This window comes from Roseateles sp. GW821-FHT02E12 (genome assembly GCF_059421665.1).
Map to the genome: position 1 here is coordinate 1,260,613 of NZ_JBWKVK010000001.1, position 19,275 is coordinate 1,279,887.

General features: G+C 68.2%; 20 protein-coding genes. 7 read left to right on the forward strand and 13 right to left on the reverse strand.

The annotated features are described in order from the left end of the window. Positions 1-71: 71 nt before the first annotated feature. Positions 72-1,031 carry a CDF family Co(II)/Ni(II) efflux transporter DmeF gene (gene dmeF / locus AC07V5_RS05995; RefSeq protein ID WP_495114721.1) on the forward strand — a complete coding sequence of 320 codons (960 nt, stop codon included), beginning with the start codon at positions 72-74 and terminating at the stop codon, positions 1,029-1,031. After that, positions 1,031-2,149, forward strand: a complete 1,119-nt coding sequence (locus AC07V5_RS06000; RefSeq protein ID WP_495114722.1) for a threonine aldolase family protein — start codon at positions 1,031-1,033, stop codon at positions 2,147-2,149. Before dmeF ends, AC07V5_RS06000 begins: the two co-directional genes overlap by 1 nt. On the opposite strand, the gene AC07V5_RS06005 is transcribed toward AC07V5_RS06000, so the two are convergent. From AC07V5_RS06005 to AC07V5_RS06030, 6 genes are all read right to left on the reverse strand, one after another. Next, a complete protein-coding gene (locus tag AC07V5_RS06005) occupies positions 2,150-3,037 on the reverse strand; it encodes an alpha/beta hydrolase (RefSeq protein ID WP_495114723.1) in 888 nt (295 codons plus the stop codon). A gap of 102 nt (positions 3,038-3,139) precedes the next feature. Next, the gene (gene infA, locus AC07V5_RS06010) at positions 3,140-3,406 is read right to left on the reverse strand and encodes a translation initiation factor IF-1 (RefSeq protein WP_056200396.1); all 267 of its coding nucleotides are present in this window, start codon (positions 3,404-3,406) and stop codon (positions 3,140-3,142) included. A gap of 87 nt (positions 3,407-3,493) precedes the next feature. After that, positions 3,494-3,790 (reverse strand): hypothetical protein, encoded by a 297-nt coding sequence (locus AC07V5_RS06015; RefSeq protein ID WP_495114724.1) that lies wholly within the window; start codon positions 3,788-3,790, stop codon positions 3,494-3,496. 3 nt (positions 3,791-3,793) lie between these two features. Continuing rightward, positions 3,794-4,006 carry a cold-shock protein gene (locus AC07V5_RS06020; RefSeq protein WP_477931663.1) on the reverse strand — a complete coding sequence of 71 codons (213 nt, stop codon included), beginning with the start codon at positions 4,004-4,006 and terminating at the stop codon, positions 3,794-3,796. A gap of 474 nt (positions 4,007-4,480) precedes the next feature. Further along, positions 4,481-4,786, reverse strand: coding sequence for a DUF1330 domain-containing protein (locus AC07V5_RS06025; RefSeq protein ID WP_495114725.1), 306 nt, complete (start codon positions 4,784-4,786; stop codon positions 4,481-4,483). A 51-nt stretch (positions 4,787-4,837) separates the two neighbouring features. After that, positions 4,838-5,308: a MerR family transcriptional regulator gene (locus tag AC07V5_RS06030; RefSeq protein WP_495114726.1), complete on the reverse strand. Its 471-nt coding sequence runs from the start codon at positions 5,306-5,308 to the stop codon at positions 4,838-4,840. A gap of 77 nt (positions 5,309-5,385) precedes the next feature. Between AC07V5_RS06030 and AC07V5_RS06035 the strand changes: the two genes are divergently transcribed. Continuing rightward, positions 5,386-5,754, forward strand: coding sequence for a hypothetical protein (locus AC07V5_RS06035; RefSeq protein WP_495114728.1), 369 nt, complete (start codon positions 5,386-5,388; stop codon positions 5,752-5,754). A gap of 2 nt (positions 5,755-5,756) precedes the next feature. Here the strand turns inward: AC07V5_RS06035 and trhA are convergent, their stop codons facing one another. Continuing rightward, a complete protein-coding gene (gene trhA, locus AC07V5_RS06040) occupies positions 5,757-6,416 on the reverse strand; it encodes a PAQR family membrane homeostasis protein TrhA (RefSeq protein WP_495115662.1) in 660 nt (219 codons plus the stop codon). Positions 6,417-6,630: 214 nt separating this feature from the next. On the opposite strand from trhA, the gene AC07V5_RS06045 reads away from it, so the two are divergent. Continuing rightward, complete coding sequence (locus tag AC07V5_RS06045) at positions 6,631-9,222, forward strand: cellulase family glycosylhydrolase (protein ID WP_495114729.1); 2,592 nt, start codon at positions 6,631-6,633, stop codon at positions 9,220-9,222. A 146-nt stretch (positions 9,223-9,368) separates the two neighbouring features. Here the strand turns inward: AC07V5_RS06045 and AC07V5_RS06050 are convergent, their stop codons facing one another. Continuing rightward, complete coding sequence (locus tag AC07V5_RS06050; RefSeq protein ID WP_495114730.1) at positions 9,369-9,815, reverse strand: hypothetical protein; 447 nt, start codon at positions 9,813-9,815, stop codon at positions 9,369-9,371. 229 nt (positions 9,816-10,044) lie between these two features. On the opposite strand from AC07V5_RS06050, the gene AC07V5_RS06055 reads away from it, so the two are divergent. Beyond that, positions 10,045-10,317: a hypothetical protein gene (locus AC07V5_RS06055; RefSeq protein WP_495114731.1), complete on the forward strand. Its 273-nt coding sequence runs from the start codon at positions 10,045-10,047 to the stop codon at positions 10,315-10,317. Positions 10,318-10,346: 29 nt separating this feature from the next. Here AC07V5_RS06055 and AC07V5_RS06060 read toward each other — a convergent pair whose 3' ends face one another. Next, a complete protein-coding gene (locus AC07V5_RS06060) occupies positions 10,347-10,676 on the reverse strand; it encodes a hypothetical protein (protein ID WP_495114732.1) in 330 nt (109 codons plus the stop codon). Between AC07V5_RS06060 and AC07V5_RS06065 the strand changes: the two genes are divergently transcribed. Together AC07V5_RS06065 and AC07V5_RS06070 are read left to right on the forward strand one after the other, a co-directional pair. Then, positions 10,669-11,148 carry an ASCH domain-containing protein gene (locus AC07V5_RS06065; protein WP_495114733.1) on the forward strand — a complete coding sequence of 160 codons (480 nt, stop codon included), beginning with the start codon at positions 10,669-10,671 and terminating at the stop codon, positions 11,146-11,148. The genes AC07V5_RS06060 and AC07V5_RS06065 overlap by 8 nt on opposite strands. A 205-nt stretch (positions 11,149-11,353) precedes the next feature. Next, positions 11,354-12,082: a substrate-binding periplasmic protein gene (locus AC07V5_RS06070; RefSeq protein ID WP_495114734.1), complete on the forward strand. Its 729-nt coding sequence runs from the start codon at positions 11,354-11,356 to the stop codon at positions 12,080-12,082. Positions 12,083-12,154: 72 nt separating this feature from the next. Here the strand turns inward: AC07V5_RS06070 and AC07V5_RS06075 are convergent, their stop codons facing one another. From AC07V5_RS06075 to AC07V5_RS06090, 4 genes are all read right to left on the reverse strand, one after another. Continuing rightward, positions 12,155-13,288, reverse strand: coding sequence for a porin (locus AC07V5_RS06075; RefSeq protein ID WP_495114735.1), 1,134 nt, complete (start codon positions 13,286-13,288; stop codon positions 12,155-12,157). Between the two features lie 275 nt (positions 13,289-13,563). After that, the gene (locus AC07V5_RS06080; protein ID WP_495114736.1) at positions 13,564-16,062 is read right to left on the reverse strand and encodes a TonB-dependent receptor; all 2,499 of its coding nucleotides are present in this window, start codon (positions 16,060-16,062) and stop codon (positions 13,564-13,566) included. A 128-nt stretch (positions 16,063-16,190) separates the two neighbouring features. Then, on the reverse strand, positions 16,191-17,132 hold the full coding sequence (locus AC07V5_RS06085) for a beta-propeller fold lactonase family protein (RefSeq protein ID WP_495114737.1): 942 nt from the start codon (positions 17,130-17,132) through the stop codon (positions 16,191-16,193). Between the two features lie 12 nt (positions 17,133-17,144). Next, entirely contained in the window at positions 17,145-19,262 is a 2,118-nt protein-coding gene (locus tag AC07V5_RS06090; RefSeq protein WP_495114738.1) for a TonB-dependent receptor family protein, read from the reverse strand. Positions 19,263-19,275 lie beyond the last annotated feature (13 nt).

Consider the following 19,275-nt stretch of genomic DNA (forward strand, 5'->3'; position numbering starts at 1 on the left):
GGGACGGGCCTTGCGGCCCGATCCGGTGGCGCCGCGAGCTGCCGTCATGGGCCCGGCGCAGAATGCCCCGCATGCACTCCCATGACCTCGCCGAGTGGCGGCATGACCATGTCTTCGACACCGGCAACGCGGCCGGCGAGCGCGGCACGCGGGTGGTGATGTGGATCACCGCCGCGATGATGCTCGTCGAGATCGCCGCGGGCTGGTTCTACAACTCCATGGCGCTGCTGGCCGACGGCTTCCACATGAGCAGCCACGCCGTCGCCATCGGCCTGAGCGCCTTTGCCTACGCCACCGCGCGCCGCCATGCGCAGGACCCGCGCTACGCCTTCGGCACCTGGAAGATCGAGGTGCTGGGCGGCTTCGCGAGCGCCGTCTTCCTGCTCGTCATCGTGGCGCTGATGGTCTACGGCTCGGTCGAGCGGCTGTTCAGGCCCGAGCCCATCCACTATCCCGAGGCGATGGCGATTGCCGTGCTGGGGCTGGGCGTCAACCTCGTGTGCGCGCTGATCCTGGGTAAGGCGCATGACCATGGGCATCACCACCACGGCCATGATCACCAATACTCGCACGAGCACCATCACCACCACGACCTCAACCTGAAGTCGGCCTACCTGCATGTGGTGGCCGACGCCGCCACATCGGTGGCCGCCATCGCGGCGCTGGCGGGTGGCTGGTGGCTGGGCTGGGCCTGGCTGGACCCGGTCATGGGCATCGTCGGCGCCGTCATCGTGGCCGTCTGGGCCAAGGGCCTGATCGCCGAGACGGCGAAGGTGCTGCTGGACCGGGAGATGGACCATCCCGTCGTCGACGAGATCCGCGAGATCATCCAGCAGCACGGCGCAGACGGCGAGACGTTGATCGCCGACCTGCATGTCTGGCGCGTTGGCCGTGCCACCTATGCCTGTGCCATCAGCCTCGTCACCCACCAACCGGCGCTGACGCCGCGCCAGGTGCGCGACTGGCTGAGCGTGCACGAGGAGATCGTGCACGTCACCATCGAAATTCACCAATGCGAAGCTGACCACTGATGGCCACCGCCCCCTACGCCAACACTGCCCCCAACGCCGACGTCGAACTGCGCAAGCGCTGCACCCGCTGGCTCAACGGCCACCGGCCGGCGCTGTCCATGCGCGAGTCGTTGCTGGCGCTGGCCGAGCTGCCCGATGCCGAGCTGCCGCTGGACGTCTACGGCCAGGGCCAGGCCTTCCAGGCGCTGGAGGCTGAGGTGGCCGCCTTGCTGGGCAAACCGGCCGCACGCTTCATGCACAAGGGCGTGGCGGCGCAGCTCGCGGCACTGCGCGTGTACTGCGGCGACGGCGATGGCCCGGTGGCGCTGCACCCGCAAAGCCATATCGCCATCGACGAGGCCGAGGCCTTCGAGAAGCTGCTGGGCCTGCGCGGCCTGCGCGTCGGCATGACGGACGCGCCCTTCAACACCGCGCAGCTGGCGTCGCTGCCGGGCCGGCCGGCTGTCGTCACCGTCGAATTGCCGCTGCGCCGTGGCGGCTACCGGCTGCCCGCCTGGGATGAGCTGGTGGACATCAGCCGCTGGTGCCGCGAGGCGGGCGTGCCGCTGCACTTCGACGGCGCCCGGCTGTGGGAAGCTTCAGCTCACTACGGCCGGCCGCTGGCCGAGATCGCGGCGTTGGCCGATTCGGTCTATGTGTCCTTCTACAAGGGCCTGGGCGGCCTGGCTGGTTGCGTGCTGGCCGGTAGCGAGGACTTCATCGCCCAGATCGCGCCCTGGCAGACGCGGCTGGCCTGCAATCTGTTCACCGCCTACCCCTTCGTGCTGAGCGCGCTGCAAGGCCTGCGCACGCAGCTGCCACGCATGCCCGCCTACCGCGAGCGCGCGCAGGCATTGGCTGCCGTGCTGGCGGCCGAGCCCGGCTGGCGCGTGGCGCCGGAGGTGCCCCAGGTCAACGCCTTCCAGCTGCACCTGCCGGCCGCGCCCGAGGCGCTGCGCGAGGGTCTTCTCGAAGTGGCGCGGCGCGACGGCTTCTGGCTCGGCGCGCGGGCCGTGGCGTCGCACCTGCTGGAAGGCGGCGCGATGGTGGAGGTCGTCATCGGCGATGCGGCCGAGGGCTGGCGCGACGGCGAGGCCGTGGATGCGCTGCGGCGGGCGGTGGCGGCCGCGTCGGCCTGATCAGAGCTCGGGCGGCCCGTTGACGAAGGCCGCCACGTCGTCCAGCACGGGCGCCAGCCAGCGCAGCGGCACGCCGAAGGCGGCGATCAGCGTCGCGTGCCCGACACGGTCGTAGAACTTCAGCGTCACCGGCGTGCCTAGACCCCGCAGCTTTGTCGCCAGGCCCTGCGTGTTGCGCTGTGGGTTGACCAGCGTGTCGTCCTTGGCTGCCCCCAGAAAACTGCGCGGCGCGGCCTTGCTGGCGTGCTGCAGCGGCTGCGTGCCGGGCGGGTAGTCGGGGTGGAAGAACACCGGTTTGGCGTCGGGGTTGTCGATGGGCAGGAAGTCGTAGGGCCCGGCCAGGCCGATGAAGCCGGCCAGTTCGCGCGGCGTGCGGCCTCCGCCCGGAGTCTGTTGCAGCCAGCGCGCGTCCAGCGCCAGCATGGCGGCGTTGTAGGCGCCAGCGCTGTGGCCCATGACGAAGACCCGCCGTGGGTTGCCGCCCAGGCCTTCGGCATGGCTCAGGCCCCAGGCCAGGGCTGTGGCGCTGTCACGCAGGAAGTCGGGGTAGCGCACCTCCGGATAGAGGCGGTAGTCGGCCACCAGCGTCAGGATGCCGCGCGAAGCCAGCGCTTCGCCGACGAAGGCGAAGTCGCCTCGCTTGCCGCGGTTCCAGGAGCCGCCGTAGAAGAACACCACCACCGGCCAACCACCGCGCGGTGCGGCGCGGGCGGGTTGGTAGATATCCAGCTGCTGGCGCGGGCCCGGCCCGTAGGCCACGCCGACCGTGCGCGTGTGCGTGTTGCTGGATGCGAGCGCGTTCAGCGCCGTCACGGGCGAGCAGGCCACCAGTGCACCTGCGAGCACGCAGGCAGCGAGCAAGGCCAAGCCGATCTTCAACAGAGCCATGCCGAGCCTACGCAGGCCGCGCCCGCATGGATGCGACCCGCCAAAGCAATCGGCCGCCAGGGTATGTCATGGCGGCCGATCGAGGGTTGCGAGCCGTGAGGCTCAGCGGCGCTGTTGGCTGCCGCCACCGGACGGCGGCGGACCGCGGCGTTCCAGATGGCGGAAGGTGATGCGGCCCTTGCTCAGGTCATAGGGCGACATTTCCAGCGACACGTTGTCGCCGGCCAGGATGCGGATGTGATGCTTGCGCATCTTGCCGCCCGTGTACGCGATGACCTTGTGGCCATTCGACAGCGTCACGCGGAAGCGCGAGTCGGGCAGGATTTCATCCACGACGCCTTGCATTTCGATCAGTTCTTCTTTGGCCAAGTGTGGGGCTCCGTTGCGAAAGTTAGACGGGAGGCCGGGCACGTGGCCGTGCCGGCGCGTAGTGCGGCCGGTGACCGCGAACGCTGCTCAATGGCAGCTTGCCCAGGCGAGGCCTTCGGCCCGGGCGTAGCGCAACGCTGCCTGCGGGCTGATGAACTGCGGCGTGAAGCGCATGACGCGATCCACGCTGGCCATGCCGCATCCGGAGCGGATCGACACCAATGCGTCGAAACCGCCACCCTCGCGGGCCTGGGTCATGGGCGAAACGAGAAAACGTCCCACCTCGATTCTGTTCTTGTTTGTATGCATGTTGTTCTTCTTTTTAGGTGGTTGCCGCGCCGGCTCATGCCGGTCGCGGCGGTGGGCGCACCAGGCGCCCTGCACGAATTACAGCGTGCGGATGTTCGAGGCTTGCGGGCCCTTGGCACCTTGAGTCGCTTCGAACGACACCTTGGCGCCTTCGGCCAGCGAGCGGAAGCCGCCAGCGTTCTTGATTTCGCTGTGGTGGGCGAAGAGGTCCTTGCCGCCGTTGTCAGGCGTAATGAAGCCGAAGCCCTTGCCGTCGTCGAACCACTTCACGGTGCCGGTTTCTGTAGTCATGGAGTTTCCTTAGGAAATTTGTAGATGGATAAATACCCTCCGCTGGCGTCATGCCGCGCGGAGACAGAAACACTCAAGAACACTCACCGGGAGTTGAAGCTGTAGCGAGCCGCTCGCAAGAAGGGCCAGGGGGTGGCCAGCGGGGCTGCAGATAAGACCTTGAGGAAACGGTCTTGTGCGAATCTATGGCGCCGAATGTACCACGCCGCTCCAAATCCCTTGTAGGACGGGGGCAGCAGGCCTGCCTGCAGCGTCGTTAGGTCACGGTTGTGGCCGGAACGTGCGGGGCAGGCCGGCCCTGTGCATCTGGGGATGGCGGCCGCTACAGCCCCCGCCTAAGTTGGTTCTTTAGCCGGGCCAGGGAGGCCGACATGAGATTCAACACGCGCATGCGCCTGGCCGGGTTCGCCGGCGGCCTGCTGCTGGGCGGTCTGGGCGGGTTGGCGATGCTGCGCCGCCGCCGCGGGCGCCGAATCAACCGGGCTGCGGCCCGTCATAGCCCTCGACGATGACGATGTCCGCTTCGGCCGAGGCTTGGCGCAGCGTGATCTGGGGCGCGTACTCGGGCGAGCGGTAGCAGGCCAGCGCCACCTCGTAGCTCGGGAACTCGATCACCACCTGGCGGCTGCGGCTGGTGCCCTCCGGGTTCTCGAACTGCCCGGCGCGCACGAGAAAGCGGCCACCGAATTTGGCGAACACCGCGTCGTTGCGCTGCACATAGAGCTTGTATTGCTCGGCGTCGCTGACGTCGACGCGGGCGATCCAGTAGGCCTTGGGCATTGGGGGTCCAGTCGGCGGGTTGAGTCAGGCGGCAGTGTGCGCCTGAGCCCGTCACGGGCGCACGGGCCGGTCTTTCGGGGCCAGGTCGTCGCCGCCGGCGATCTCGGGGCGCAACCGGTTTGGGTTCCTGCGCGCCCCGCGCCGAGCCAGGGAGGCAGGCGCCACACACCGCCCGGCCGCCCAGCTGTCGCGCAGCGTGCCATGCACCTCATGCAGCTCCCGGCGCTGGGCCACGAGCATGTGGATCAGCGCGTCGATCTCCCCGAGGCGCTCCCCCAGCCTGGCAAGCATCATTTCCTTCGAGAAGCCCTGGCCGGCGTCGAACACGGCGCGCAAGCTGTCCAGCGACAGGCCAAACGATTGCGACAGCGTGACGATCTGCAGGCGCTGCACGGCGTCTTCGCCATAGACGCGATAGCCATTGCTCGCGCGCCTGGCTACAGGCAGCAGGCCCTGGCTTTCGTAGAAGCGGATCGCCGATGGGGCGAGGCCGGTGCGCGTCGCGAGTTCGCCAATCTTCATGTGTGCCCTGCTTGACCTTCAAGTCGCCTTGAAACCGAGCATAGGCAGCCGCATGACCCTTTCACGTCAGGAGACCCATGAGTTCCCACCCCGCCAGTCTCGACAGCTACTTCGCCGCGTGGAATGCGCGCGATGCCGCCTCCATCCACCGCCACCTCGGTGAAGCCTTCGGCGAGAACACCCGCTACTTCGACCCGCACCGCCGCGCAACTGGCGTCGACGAGGTCGCGGCCTGCCTGTGGGCCTTCCGTGCCGAGTCGCCAGACGCCACCATCACCTGGGCCTCAGGCATCGACTCGCACCACCACCTGCACCGCTATGCCTGGGAGCTGCGCGTCGGCGACCGGAGGCTCAGCGGCTACGACGTCGTCGAGCTGGATGACAACGGGCGCATCGCCACGGTGCTGAGCTTCTTCGGGCCCCTGCCGGCGCTGGCACCGGCCTGACTTCAGCCGTAGGCGTACCAGAGCGCCGCGAAGAAGTGGCACACGGTGCCGCCCAGCACGAACAGATGCCAGACGAAGTGCGAGTAGCGCACTTTGTTGTCCAGCAGGAAGACGAACGCACCCAGCGTGTAGCTCAGGCCCCCGGCCACCAGCAGCGTCAGGCCCGCAGCCGGCAGGCGGTCCATCAGCGGGCCGGCCGCAAACACCACCACCCAGCCCATGGCCAGGTACAGCCCCGTGGACACGAAGCGGTGCTTGAGCCGGTTCAGCAGCTTGATCGCTACGCCGAAAGCCGCCGCCGCCCAGACGGCGATCAGCAGCGTCACGCCCGGGCCGGTGTGCAGCACGCCCAGCGTGAACGGCGTGTAGCTGCCGGCGATGAACACATAGATGGCCGCATGGTCCAGCCGCAGCAGCACCGCCTTGGCGCGGCCCTCGGGCAGCGCGTGGTACAGCGTGGAGACGCCGTAGAGCAGGATCATCGTCGCCGCGAAGATCGCCGCGGCCACCACATCGCCCGCGCCGCCATGGCCCACGGCGCGCGTCACGAGGATGGGCAGGGCCGCGATGGCCAGCACCACGCCCAGGCCGTGGCTGATGGCGTTGGCGATCTCCTCGCCGAGGGTCTGGGGGCGGTCGGGGGTGGGGGCGGTGTGCAACATGGTCGTCTGGAACTGCGGACGGGAGGGGCGAAGCATGCCAGCTCCGTGTGACGGCGCCGACCCAAGGTTTGTGGAGGCAGGGCCGCACCTGCGCTCCCCTTGACCCGCATCAAGCGCTGCCGAAGCAAAGCACGGGTTCAGGAAGTTGACACGCCCTCCGCGCCTCTCCGATACTGAATTGGAACCGGTTCCAAATCAACAACGGAGACAAGACGTGGTGAAACGATGGTTCGTGAAAGGTGCTGCTGCCGGCATCGGGCGTTCGGTGCGCGGCGCGCTGCTGGGCAGCCTGATGGGCGCGGCAGTTCTGGTGGGCTGTGGCGGCTCGGGCGGCGATGCCGCCAATGCGTCGCCGGTCACACCGGCCCCCACCCCCACCCCCGCCCCGGAGGGCCCCACCCTGCTGAAGACCGACGGCACGAAGTGGGTGGATGCCAGCGGCAAGCAGGTGCTGCTGAAGGGCACCAACCTGGGCAACTGGCTGGTGCAGGAGTTCTGGATGATGGGCCAGGGCGGCAACGGCGTGACCGACCAATGCACGCTGGAAGCCAAGCTGACCGAGCGCTTCGGCTATGACGAGAAGGAACGCCTGATCAAGCTCTTCCGCGACAGCTGGATCACCGAGCGCGACTGGGATCAGCTCAAGGCCTTCGGCTTCAACGTCGTGCGCCTGCCCATCCTGTGGAGCGTCATCGAAGACGAGAAGAAGCCCAAGACGCTGCGCGCCGATGCCTGGAAATACCTGGACTGGAGCATTGCCGAAGCCAAGAAGCGCGGCATCTACGTGATCCTCGACCTGCACGGTGCCCCCGGTGGCCAGACGCCCAACGACCACACCGGCTGCGCCGGCCAGAACAAGTACTGGACCGATGCCGACGCGCAGGAGCGCGCTCGCTGGCTGTGGCAGCAGATCGCCACCAAGTACAAGGACGAGCCGGTGGTGGCCGCCTACGACCCGCTCAACGAGCCCTGGGGCTCCACGGCCGAGGCCATGGTGACGCGGGTTGAGGATCTCTACAAAACCATCCGCGCCGCAGACGCCAAGCACATCGTGCTGTTGCCCAGCCATTACGGCAGCATCGACGCCTACGGCAACCCGACCGCCAAGGGCTTCACCAACGTCGCCTTCGAGATCCACCCCTACCCCGGCCTCTTCGGCGACCGGCCCGGGGACTCGGCCTACATGATCCACCGCGACTGGCTGCGCTGCGGCGCTAGCGGCACCACCGGCGTGTGCGCCTACAACAAGCAGATGAGCGACCTGAAAGTCCCGCTGCTCGTGGGCGAGTTCCAGCCCTGGCAGGGCGCGGGCCTGGACCTGGGCGGCCAGATCGGCCGCGCCACCTACGACACCTACGCCAGCTATGGCTGGGCCTCCACCTCCTGGTCGTACAAGCTGGTCAGCCCAGCCGGTGGCTCCGGCAAGGGCACGTGGGGCATGGTCACCAACGCGGTCAACGCCAACTTCGACACCGGCGTCGGCATGGTGGCCAAGGCCAGCACCTGGGATTGCGCCGGCTGGAACGTCAGCTTCGCCAACGCCTGCGCCGTGAAGGCGCCCACCATCAAGGTGGGCGGCACGGGCACCAAGACCTACTACTTCGTCATCAAGAGCGGCGCGGTGGCGGGCAGCAACCCGGACGTGAGCTTCGACAAGATCAGCATCGTCAACACCACCACCAACGCGGAAGTCGTCACCAACGGCGGCTTCGGTTCCAGCACGGGTTGGACGCCGCTGACCATCAGCGGCAGCCTGAACCTCGACTTCAACGACACCAACGCCGGCAAGGCCCCCACCGGCAGCGACGGCGCCGTGCTGCGCGTGACGCGCCCGGCCGGCGCCACCGGTGAAGTCAACGGCGGTGTCTACCAGGCCATCACGCTCGAAGGCGGCAAGAGCTACACGCTCAGCGGCGTGTTCAAGGACAACGGCAGCGCCAACACCTGGGCCGAGATGTACCTGCTCGACAAGCCGCCCGTGCAAGGCAAGGACGTCATCGACATGAACGGCAAGGTCGACTTCACCACCGCCACCGTGGCGGAGATCGAGAGCCTGTTCAAGAGCTACGCCACGCAGGCCAACGAGCCGCATTCCGGCCTGGCCCAATGGTTGGTGAGCGCCACGGCGCCGGAGGTCTTCCAGCTGCCAGAACGCCCGGCCGGCCTGAAGCTCACCGAGGGTGCCGGCGGCAACGCGCTCAGCTGGAACGCCAGCACCGACGCCAAGGTCACGGGCTACAACGTCTATCGCGCCACCGGCGCGGCAGGCAACTACACCAAGCTCGCCGACAAGGTTGCCGTCCGCACGTACACCGACGCCTCCGCAGCGCCTGGCACCACCTACTTCTACGTGGTGACCTCACTCACGGCCGCCAACGAAAGCTTCTACAGCGACGCCGCCAGCACCACCATCGCCTACGTGGCGGTGCCGGCAACGATCCAGGCCGAAGCCTTCACGGCCATGAGCGGCGTGGAACTGGAGAACTGCAGCGACACCGGCGGCGGCCAGGACGTGGGCCACTTCGACCCGGACGACTACATCGAGTTCAAGATCAGCGTCGCCACCGCCGGCAAGTTCACCCTCGACTACCGCCTGGCAACCGCCAACGGCAGCACCGGCTTCGAGGTCTGGGTGGACGGCGTGAAGGCCGTGGACGTGATGGCCGTGCCCAACACCGGTGGCTGGCAAACCTGGGTCACCCAGGCCAGCACCCCCTTCACCATGGCGGCCGGCAACCACACGCTGCGCCTGAAGTCCATCGGCAAGGAATGGAACCTGAACTGGCTGAAGGTGAACGCCCAGTAAGCCGGCTTGAAGCGCCGTCGATCCCGGGGCCACCACCGGGGTTGAATAGACAAGCCGACAGGCATTGCTGCTTGTCGGCTTTTTCGTTGGCTTCTTCTTTGGTGAGGGCGGCCCGGGCTCAGATTTGAAACCGGGCACGGCCTCACTTACTTCAGCACCAACTCCTGCAACTCCATGCTGCCCGCCAGCTTGCGCATCACCTTGCGCTCGCCGGAGGCCGCGTCCATCTTGTGCGGGTCCATGGCCATGAAGGCCTCGTACTTCTTCTGCACGTCCAGCTGCTGCGCGGTCGTCAGGTAGTCCTTGGACTCGATGGCCAGGATCAGGTCGGGTTCGTTCTCGCGAGGGTTGTTCACCTGGAACACGTGGTACGACACGATGTAGCCCTCCTTCTTGCCGAACTCGTTGTTCTTCTTCCAGGTCTTGGCCAGGAAGTCCATGTAGTTCTCGAACTGCCCGGGCTCGATCTTGATGCTGGAGAAGTTCCACACCGTGCTCGGCTTGTAGCTGGATTCCTGGGCGAATGCAGCAGCGCCAATCATCATCAAACCTGCCGCCAACAGCCCCGTCTGGATGTGCTTCTTGAAGTTCATTTTGAAGACCTCCTCACCTGTCAACGCCGGTGAGTGCGTTCGCGCGGTGGTGCGCCGGGGCACTGTGCGCCTGCAGCCCCTTTTGCGGTGAGGCGGGCGGCACAGGGTGGCGCGAAGCGTCCTTCATCTTCAGGATGCCCCGGGGGACGGGGCGGGCCAGCTTGATCCTCGTCAAGCGCCGCGCAGCCACGGCGGCGCATGCTGGGGCGAAGCCGTTGGAGTGCACACCATGAAGCCCTTTGCCCCTGTTCTCGTCCTGGCGCTGGCCCTGGCCGGCTGCGCCGCCCCCGTGCCCCAGGGCCACAGCGCCCAGGCCGTCGGCGCCACCGATGGCGCCCGCAAGGAAGCCGGCAAAGGCGGCAAAGGCGGCAGCATGATGGACGAGATGTGCAAGCGCCATGCTGCCGAGCCCAGTCGTGTCGCCAGCGCCCCGGGCATGATGGACAAGCATTGCCAGGCCCGGGCCGAAGCGCCAGCCGGCGCGGCGTCGCACACGCACTGAACCCGGGTGCCGTGTGGGCGGCGCGTCGGTCAGGTCGCCTCGGCCACCAGCACGAAGGCCGGGGCCCAGCAGCAATCGCAGAGGTGTGCCAGGCGCGTCTCGCGCCAGCCCAGGCTTTCGAGCTTGTCGCGCCACACCGGCGTGGGGTCTCCCAGTTCGTCGCGGCCGCCTTGATGCCGGCTTCGACGCTGCGGCTCAGCGACGCCTGCAGGCCGAAGTTCTGGGCCGGTGGCGCGGTAGACCAGCTCGCTGCGCGTGGCCGTCGATGCGCTGTTGCCGCGTTCAGCCGGCTGCCGGCAGTGGGCTGCCTCCCCATCCGGCAAGCTTGCGGCGCGCTGCCCCTCCCATCTCATGCCCATCCCTGCCCATCTCCAGCCGTTCTGGCATGAATTCGCCCAGTCCGCCGGCGGGGTGGACGAGGCGAGCTTCTACGAAGCGTTCAGCTTTAGCGACAGCGAGGCGCTTGCCAACGAACTGGGCGAGCTGGTGCTGCGCGGCGCCAAACAGGCCACGGCGGGGTCAGCCTGGTCCTTCGAGGCGCGTGGCCAGCGACTGCCGGCGGCTGGAGATCTCAGCATCGTCACCAACTGGGCGCGGCAGCCGCTCGCCATCATCGAAACCCAGGCCGTCGAGATGCTGCCCTTCAGCGAGGTCGGCGCGGCCTTCGCGGCAGCGGAGGGCGAAGGCGACGGCTCGCTGTCGTTCTGGCGGGAGGCCCACAGGCAGTACTTCACGCGCGAGTGCGCGGCGGCCGGCCGGGTGTTCAACGAGAGTCTGCTGGTTGCTTGCGAGCACTTCGTCGTCGTGTTTCGGCGGTCCTGCGCAGGTTGATCCTGCGGGGCGCGGCAGGACTTTTACAGACCTTCACCAGCGCTTTCGGGTGATCATGCAGGCCTTGCAACAGTCCCCGCCCTAACCGCCTCATTGACGGCCAAGCAGGTGTTGCAGTTGGGATTTTGAGCCGCCAACCGTCGAGAAATACAAGGGCTGGGATATGGCTGTGAGCTGTGCTTCGAACGCCGGAAAAGCTGTGCGCATGATCGCGTTGGCCGTTTCCTGCGCTCTGGCGGGTTCCTCCTGGGCTGAGGACCAGAAGTTGAGCATCGTCACGGAGGAGTGGGCCCCGTATAACTACAGTGAAGATGGCGTACTGAAAGGATTCTCGGTAGAAATCGTCCGGGCGATCGCCCAGGCGCTCAACGCAGATATCGATATTCAGCTGATGCCCACCATGCGTGCGAAAGCATCGCTGGAAAGCAAGCGAAGAACGATGCTCATTTCGATGTTGCGAACCCCGGAGCGCGAGACCAAGTACAAATGGATCGGCCCACTCGGCGACAGTTCCATCTATTTCTACAAGCGCAAAGGCAATCCTCTTGAAGTCTCGACACTCGAGGACACCAAGAAGGTCCGCTCGATCTGCTCTCGGCAGGGTGGCCTGACGACTGCCAAGCTGCAGGCAGCGGGCTTCACCAATCTCGAGGCAAGCGCATCCGACGGCAATGCCGTTTACAGGATGTTGATATTCGGCAGATGCGACTTGGCCGTCAGCGATTCACCGTTGGGCGTAATCCATCTATTGAAGCAAATGAACTATTCGCTGGATGCAGTCGTTCAAACGCCCGTCAAACTGATCGCCGCACCAATATACATTGCATGCAGCAAGGACATTTCCGATGCGGAAGTCGCTCGCTGGCAGATGGCGCTCGATAAGCTGAAAACTTCAGGCGCCGTTCAGGCCATACTCAAAAAATACGATGAGTGAGTAACTGGCTTTGCTGCAGAGAAATGGCAGCGCGGCCTGAGGTCAACCCTAGGCGCGCCGCCCGCATGAGCATTAGAAGAACACGATCCCGCCCAACGCGACCCCGCTCATCTTGGCGTCGCTACCCACCACAGGCTTCGACGTCGTCCGGCTCACTTCCGCCACCAGCGTCACGCTCTTCGTCAGCCCGTAGTACAGCCCGGCGGTCACGTTGGTGTTGCTGCGCAGGTCGCTCGCCACGCCGTCCTTCAGCTTGCTCTCTCCCCAGTTCAGGCCGAGCTTGGTCTTGGCCGTGGCCTGCCAGGTGGATTGCAGGAGCAGGTTGGTCTGCTTGCGGTTGCCGCTGTCACCGTCGGACAGCACACCCAGGCCCTTGCCGCTCTGCAGGTTGGCCGACAGGCCCAGCGCGCCCGCGGTAACGCTGCCGCCCACCTCCACGCCGTTCATCGTGAAGCCGGTGTTGGTGGGGCCGTCGAACTTCTGGCTCTTCGCGCCCAGCCACACCTTGCCGCCGCTGAACGCGACGGTGGCCAGGGCTTGCAGCTGGGGCGAGTTGCGGCCGGTGAAGCTGGTGCCGCTGGCGTCCACGGGGCTCATCAGCGCGACGGTGGCGCTGAAGCCGCCGCTGGCGGGCAGGCTGTAGGCCAGCTGGCCGTAGGTGCCCAGGTAGGTGTAGCCCGAGCCGATGTGGCCCAGCGTGACGCGGTTGCGTTGCGTGGCGCTGACCGGGGCGCCGGCGCCGAGCAGGGTCATGTCGCCGAGGATGGCGCTGGAGCCGAACAGGCCGTAGTCGCGGCCGAGCTTGACGGTGCCCATGTCGGCGTTGCCGAAGGTGAAGAAGCCCTGGCGCACGTCGACGTTGTTGTTGTTGGAGATGGCGTCGCCCGAGGCCACGGCGGCGCCGATCATCAGCGTGGCGCCGATGTCGATGCCTTCCTGGCGGGTCTTGGCCGTCGTCGTCAGCGCGTTGGGCAGCAGGCCGTTGCCGATGACGGTGCGGCCGTCGGTGCCGCCACAGCCCAGGCCCTTCGTCGCGAGGGCCAGGCCACCCACGGTTTGCGAGCCGGAGCAGCTGGTGTGGGTGTAGTAGGCGTTGACGATGCCGCCGAGGCTCAAGTCCCACTCGCCGGCCTTGAAGTCGGCGGCTTGCGCGGTGATGCCGGCCGTGGCGAGCGCGGTGGCGATGAGGGTGCGGGTGATGTTCATGTTGTCTCCAGTGGTTGTGGTGTTGCAACCGCCGTTTGCGCAAGGGCTGTGCCAGTGCCGGCCTGGAGCGGGAGAGGGCTTGAGACGTTGCGGCGCGGCGCAGAAGGCACAACCTGGCGTGCCGCGCTGGCACGCTGTTGCGGGTCGCACCGGACGCGCGGTGTGGCGCGATCCCCGGTGGGTGCTGCGCCGATGCGCAGCGCCGTTGTGGCGGCGCGGAGCAGCTGCCGAGGGCTTGTGCGTAGGAGCCTGCCGGCCCAAAGCCCGGCAGGCTCCTAGAACGTGTACTTCACGCCCACGGCCACGCTGCGCGGTGCACCCGGCGCGTAGAACGTGCCGTGGCGCAGCGGCCGGTCGCCGTTCGTGTTGGCGGGGAAGGGCCGGCTCTGGAAGTTGCCCGCGTCGGTGAAGCCCGTGGGGCCGAGCTGGGCGGCGGTGGCGTAGGCGCGGGCGAGCAGGTTGTTGACCTGGGCGAAGAGCTTGAGCCCCTTCGTCGGCGTCCACGCCGCGTTGACGTACAGCACCGCGTAGCCGGCGCTGCGGCCCGCGCCGAGGTAGTGGGTGCCATCGGGCCGGTGCTGGCCGTTCTCGTTGCCGCGCGCGGTGGCGCCGCCCATCGCGACGGCGTCGGCGCCGAGGCTCCAGGCGTCGCCGAGGTCGAGGTCGGCGTAGAGCTTGAGCATGCGGCGCGGCACGAAGGGGATGTGGTCGCCGGGCCGGATCTGGATGTTGCCGTCCACACCGGGCAGGCCGGCCTGGGCGGCGTCGTTGCTGCTGTTGGATGCGCCGTTGACGAGCTCGGCCGTGCGGTAGGTGGCGTCCAGCAGCGTGAGGTTGGCGCCGGCCGTCATGCCCTTCGTGGGTTGGCCGCTCAGGCCCAGCTCCACGCCCTGGCGGCGCGTCTTGCCGAAGTTCTTGAAGTAGCCGAAGCCGGCCGCGTCGTCGGCCACGAAGAGCAGGTCGCTGCGGTTGTCGGCGCGGAACACGCCCACGCTCCACGCTAGCGGCCCGCCTGCTGCGCTGCGCACACCCGCCTCGACGGTGGTGGTGACGACCTGCTTGAGCGGAGGATCGCCCGCGAAGGCGTTGGGCAGCTTGCAGGGGTTGGCCGGGTCGGCGCAGCCCAGCTCGATGGAGGATGGGTCGCGGCTGCCCTGGCTCACGCCAACCCAGCCGTTGACGCCGGCCACGGGCGTGAAGGTCAGGCCCAGCGCCGGGTTGAGGCGGCGGAACGCGTGGTTGCCGTCCAGTGAACCCGCGCCACCGCCCGGCGTGATCGCGTCGCGGTTGCGCGCGGTGCTGTGGTTGTAGCGGGCGGACGCGGTCAGGTGCGTGCCGCTCGCCAACCTGAGCACGGTGCTGGCGAAGACGCTGAACGTGTGCGTGCGGCCCGTCAGGTCCACGCGGGTGTCGTAGGGCGCCCCGTCCACATCGCCGCCGTTGATGCCGTCGCCAAAGGCGCCGACGCCGGTGATGCTGCGGTCGGCGTTCAGGTAGCCCAGCTCCGAGCCCTGCACGAATTGGCTGCAGCTGAAGTCCGCCGCCGCGCCGATGAGGGACTGGCTGGGCAGCCCCAACAATGGGCCGTCGTAGCTGAGCTGCGCGCTGAAGCCGGCGTTGTGCTGGTTCGTGCGGGTCTGGTTGATGACGCCGTTGCACTTCTCACCGGGCTCGTCCTTCAGCAGCGCCTGCGCGATGCAGCGCCACTTCGGGAAGGGCGTGTTGGCCGCGCTCTCGCCCGCGGTGGGAAAGCCGGTGTACCCGCCCGCCGTCAGCGCGGCACGCTCGGCGGCGCTGGGTTGGTAGAGCGACTGGTCCAGCGCGTCGTCGTTCAGGTCGCCGTTGTAGGTGCGCGTGCGGATGCTGCGGAAGTAGGCGTTGCCGGCCAGCTTCCATCGGTCGCCAAGGTACTGCGACAGCGCGAGGCTGAGCAGCAGCGCGCGGTTCTTGGTGTTGTCCGGCTTGGTGTAGACGCTGGCGCGGTCGCGGTCGAGCAGGCGCTGCTCCTGCAGGCCGTTGCCGTTGAGGTCGGTGTCGGCGAGGGACGCAGTCAGTGCGAGGTCGGTGTCGCCGCTGCGGTGGCCGAGCTTGCCGAACAGCTGGTTCACGTCGGACGGCGAATCGGCGCGCCAGCCGCGCTCGCGGAACTTGTTGCCGGCCACGTACCAGTGCCAACCGTTGGTCGCGTCGGCGCTGCTGCCACCGTGCTCGAACTCGGTGGCGCGGCGGCCGTTGGAGCCGGCCTGCAGCTGCAGCGACGTGCCCGCGTTCTTCAACCCGTCCTTGGTCTGCACGCTCAGGGCGCCGCCCAGCGTGTTCAGGCCGAACAACGGGTTGGAGCCCGGGTTGAGCGCGACTGAGGCGATGGCGACCTTGGGGATCAAGTCCCAGCTCACGACGTCGCCGAAGGGCTGGTTCAGCCGCACGCCGTCGAGGTACAGCGACAGGCCCTGCTGCGAGCCCAGCAGCGGCGAGGCCGTGTAGCCGCGGAAGTTCACGTCGGGTTGCAGCGGGTTGCCCTGCACCTCGTTGAGATGCACGCTGCCCAGGCGCCGGTTCATGAAGCTGCTCAGGTCCAGGGCCTGGCTGCGTTCGATGTCGGCGGCGCGCGCCGTCTGCACGTTGGCGGCAATCAGGTCGCGCGCCACGTCGACGCCGGGCACCGGCGAGACGCCGACGACCTCGACGCGTTCCAGCTGGATCTGCGCGCTGGCGGCCGTGGCGGCAATCAGGGCCAGCGCGGCGAGGGCAAGCTTGTGGTGGGTGGGGTTCACGAGGTCTCCGTTTTTTGAATCAGTGCTTGGCTGCAAGTGATTCTTCGGAGCGAGGAGGTGCGACGCCCGGGAAGATTTCCCGGCACAGGCCCCGAGGAACTACGGCCCTGTGCTTCGCGTTGGAACAGTCAACGGATCACCACTCCCCACGGCAGCTTGCCCACCGCCACATCGGCCACCTTCAGCTGCGTCTCGGTGTCGATGACCGACACGGCGCCCGAGCGCCCGCAGGCCACGTAGAGCTTGCGGCCGTCGGGCGTCAGCGCCATGTTCCACGGCCGCTGGCCGACCGGGATGGTGGCCACCAGCGTCATGCTGGCCAGGTCCAGCACCGAGACGCTGGCGTCGCCGCCGTTGGAAATGAAGACGCGCTTGCCGTCCGGGTGCACGCTGATGCCGTTGCTCTTGGCGCCGGCCTTGAGCTTGTTCAGCACCGTGAAGGTCACGGTGTTGATGACGTAGATCTCGCTGGACATCTCGGCCGCAACGAAGGCGCGCTGCCCATCGGGCGAGAAGCCGATGCCGCGCGGCCGCGTGCCCACCGGGATCTGCGCCACCTGGGCACGCTTGTCGACGTCGATGACGTCCACGGCGCTGCCCTCTTCGGCGCTCACCAGCACCCAGCGTCCGTCGGGGCTGAACACCGCGTGCTCGGGGTTCTTGCCCTTCACCTTGACGGCGAAGCTGCGGGCCATGGTGCGTGTGTCGACGAAGACGATCTCGTTGGCCTCCTCCACGGCGGCCACCACCCAGCGGCCGTCGGGCGACTGGCCCAGGCCCTCGGGTGATTCACCGAGCGGAATCTCGCCGGCCTGGCGGCGCGCGGCCAGGTCGATGACGACGAGGCGGTTGCCGGGCTGGTCGCTCACGTAGGCGCGGCGGCCGTCGGGGCTGATGACGGCGCCGCGCGGTTTGGCGCCGGCGGGCAGTTCGTAAAGCACGGCGTCGGTGGCGGTGTCGATGACGCTCAGCGTGCCCGAGCCCTCGTTGGACACATAGGCCAGCGGGCCGGCGTGCGCCGAGGCGATGGCCGTGACGAGCAGGGTCAGGGCGGGGAGGAGTCGTTGCATGGCATGCCCCGATCAGAAGCGGTAACTGGCATTGGCGCTGGCCAGCCAGGTGCGGCCCGGCGCGGGCTCGAAGAAGCGGCTGTTGCCGTCGTTGACGATGACCGAGCCGGCGTAGCGGCGGCCGGCCAGGTTGTCCACGCGCAGCAGGGCGCCCAGGTCCCAGGGGCCGGCGCTGAACTGGTAGCCCGCGTGGGCGGCCAGCGTCGCGTAGCCGGGGGCGGCGTCGTTGTTGAGGTCGTTGACGTAGACCTTGCTCAGCGCCCGCCCTTCAACGCCCAGGCGCCAGCCACCGGCCGGCTGCCAGGTGAGCGCGCCGTAGGCCGAGGTGCGGGCGATGCCGGGGATACGGTTGTCGGCATTGACTTGGCTGTTGGCCGCGGCGCAGGGCGTGGCCGTGCAGGTCAGGAAGCCGTCGCGGTAGCGCGCGTCCAGCCAGGTGGCGGTGAGCTGGGCCTGCAGCGTGGGCGTGAGCTGGAAGGCGCCCGACGCCTCCAGGCCGCGGCGGCGTGTGGCGCCGGCGTTCTGGAAGGTGGCGCGGCCGCCCACGTTGGTTTGCGTGACGATCTCGTGCTCGGTGCCGGTCTGAAACACGGCCAAAGTCAGTTCGCTGCCCGCCCAGGGCTTGGCTTTCACGCCGGCCTCCACGCTGCGGCTGGTGGCCACCTGCAGGCCGAAGTTCAACCCCGTGGCGCCGCTGGCGCGGTAGGCCAGTTCGTTGAGCGTGGGCGTCTCGAAACCGCGGCCGGCGGTGGCGTAGACGTGCAGCGTCTCGCTGACGGCGTAGCTGATGCCCAGCACCGGCAGGTTGGCCGAGTAGCTGGCGGCGCCGCTGTCGTCGGGGTTGGTCTTGGTGATGTAGGCGTCCGTCGAGCGGAAGTCCACCTTGCTGCGCCGCACGCCGGCGCTGAGCAGCCAGGCCGGCGTGGGTCGCCATTCGGCCTGCAGGTAGGGGTCGGCGTTGCTGACGCGGTTGGTCTCGTCGCGGCGCAGCGCGCCTTGCACGCCCAGCGTGGTGCCGATGAAGTTCAGCGTGCCCACGCGGTGCTCGCGCATCTCGTCGGCGGTCACGCCGGCGATGACGCTGGCCGTGGTGCTCTTCCAGCGCCAGCGGATGTCGGCGCCTTCGTAGTCACGCGACAGGTCGATCACGCCGCCGGGGTGCAGCGCATTCGCCTGCGTCGCCACCGGGATGGACTGGAACTGCATCGTCGTGCGGTGGCCCTGGTAGACCATCACGCGCAGAGTGTTGGCGCCGTCGATGGCGTGCTCCAGCACCAGGCCGCCCTGTTCCTGCTTCATCGTTTTGCGGGTGTTGAAGCTCAGCGCGGAAGGGTCGACGCCGCGCGGATCAGCCCGCCATTGCGCGCGGGTCAGGCCCAGCGGGTCCTGCGCCTCGGGCAGCTCCACGCTGTTGGCGATGAGGGTGAGCTGGGTATCGGTGCCCAGCTTGAAGTTCAGCCGCGCGTTGCCCAGGCGGCGTTCGGTCTGGCTGTGCTGGCGGTAGCCGTCGGTCTCGAAGCGGCTGGCGCCCAGCGTGTAGCCGATGGCGCCCGAGCGGCCGCTGGCCGAGGCCGCCACGCGCCGAAGGCCGTCGCTGCCGAAGCCCACGCTGGCGTCCACGCGCGGCGGGCCGCTGGGCGCTTCGGAGTAGATGCTGATGACGCCGCCCGAGGAGTTGCCGTACAGCGCCGAGAACGGCCCGCGCAGCACCTCCACGCGGCCCACCGTGCCGATCTCGACATTGGTGATCTGGCCCTGGCCGTCAGGCAGCGTGGCGGGGATGTCGTCCACGTAGACGCGCACGCCGCGGATGCCGAAGCTGGCCCGGGCACCGAAGCCGCGTACCGAGATCTGCACGTCTTGCGCGTAGTTCTGGCGGTCGCGTGCCAGCAGGCCGGGCACTGCGCCGAGGCCTTCCGAGATGTTGACCTGGGCGCGGCCGGCGCGCAGCGCGTCGCCCGAGATGACGGCGATGGAGGCGGGCACGTCGAACGGGGACGCGTCGGTGCGCGTGGCCGTGACGACGACGGGTTCGAGGACGGTCGGGGCGGGTGCGGCCTGGGCGGCTGCGCTGGCTGCTGCCAGCGCGAGTGCCGTCCTTCGCGCCGCGGGCGCGAATGGTTGTTTCATGTGTGTCTCCAGT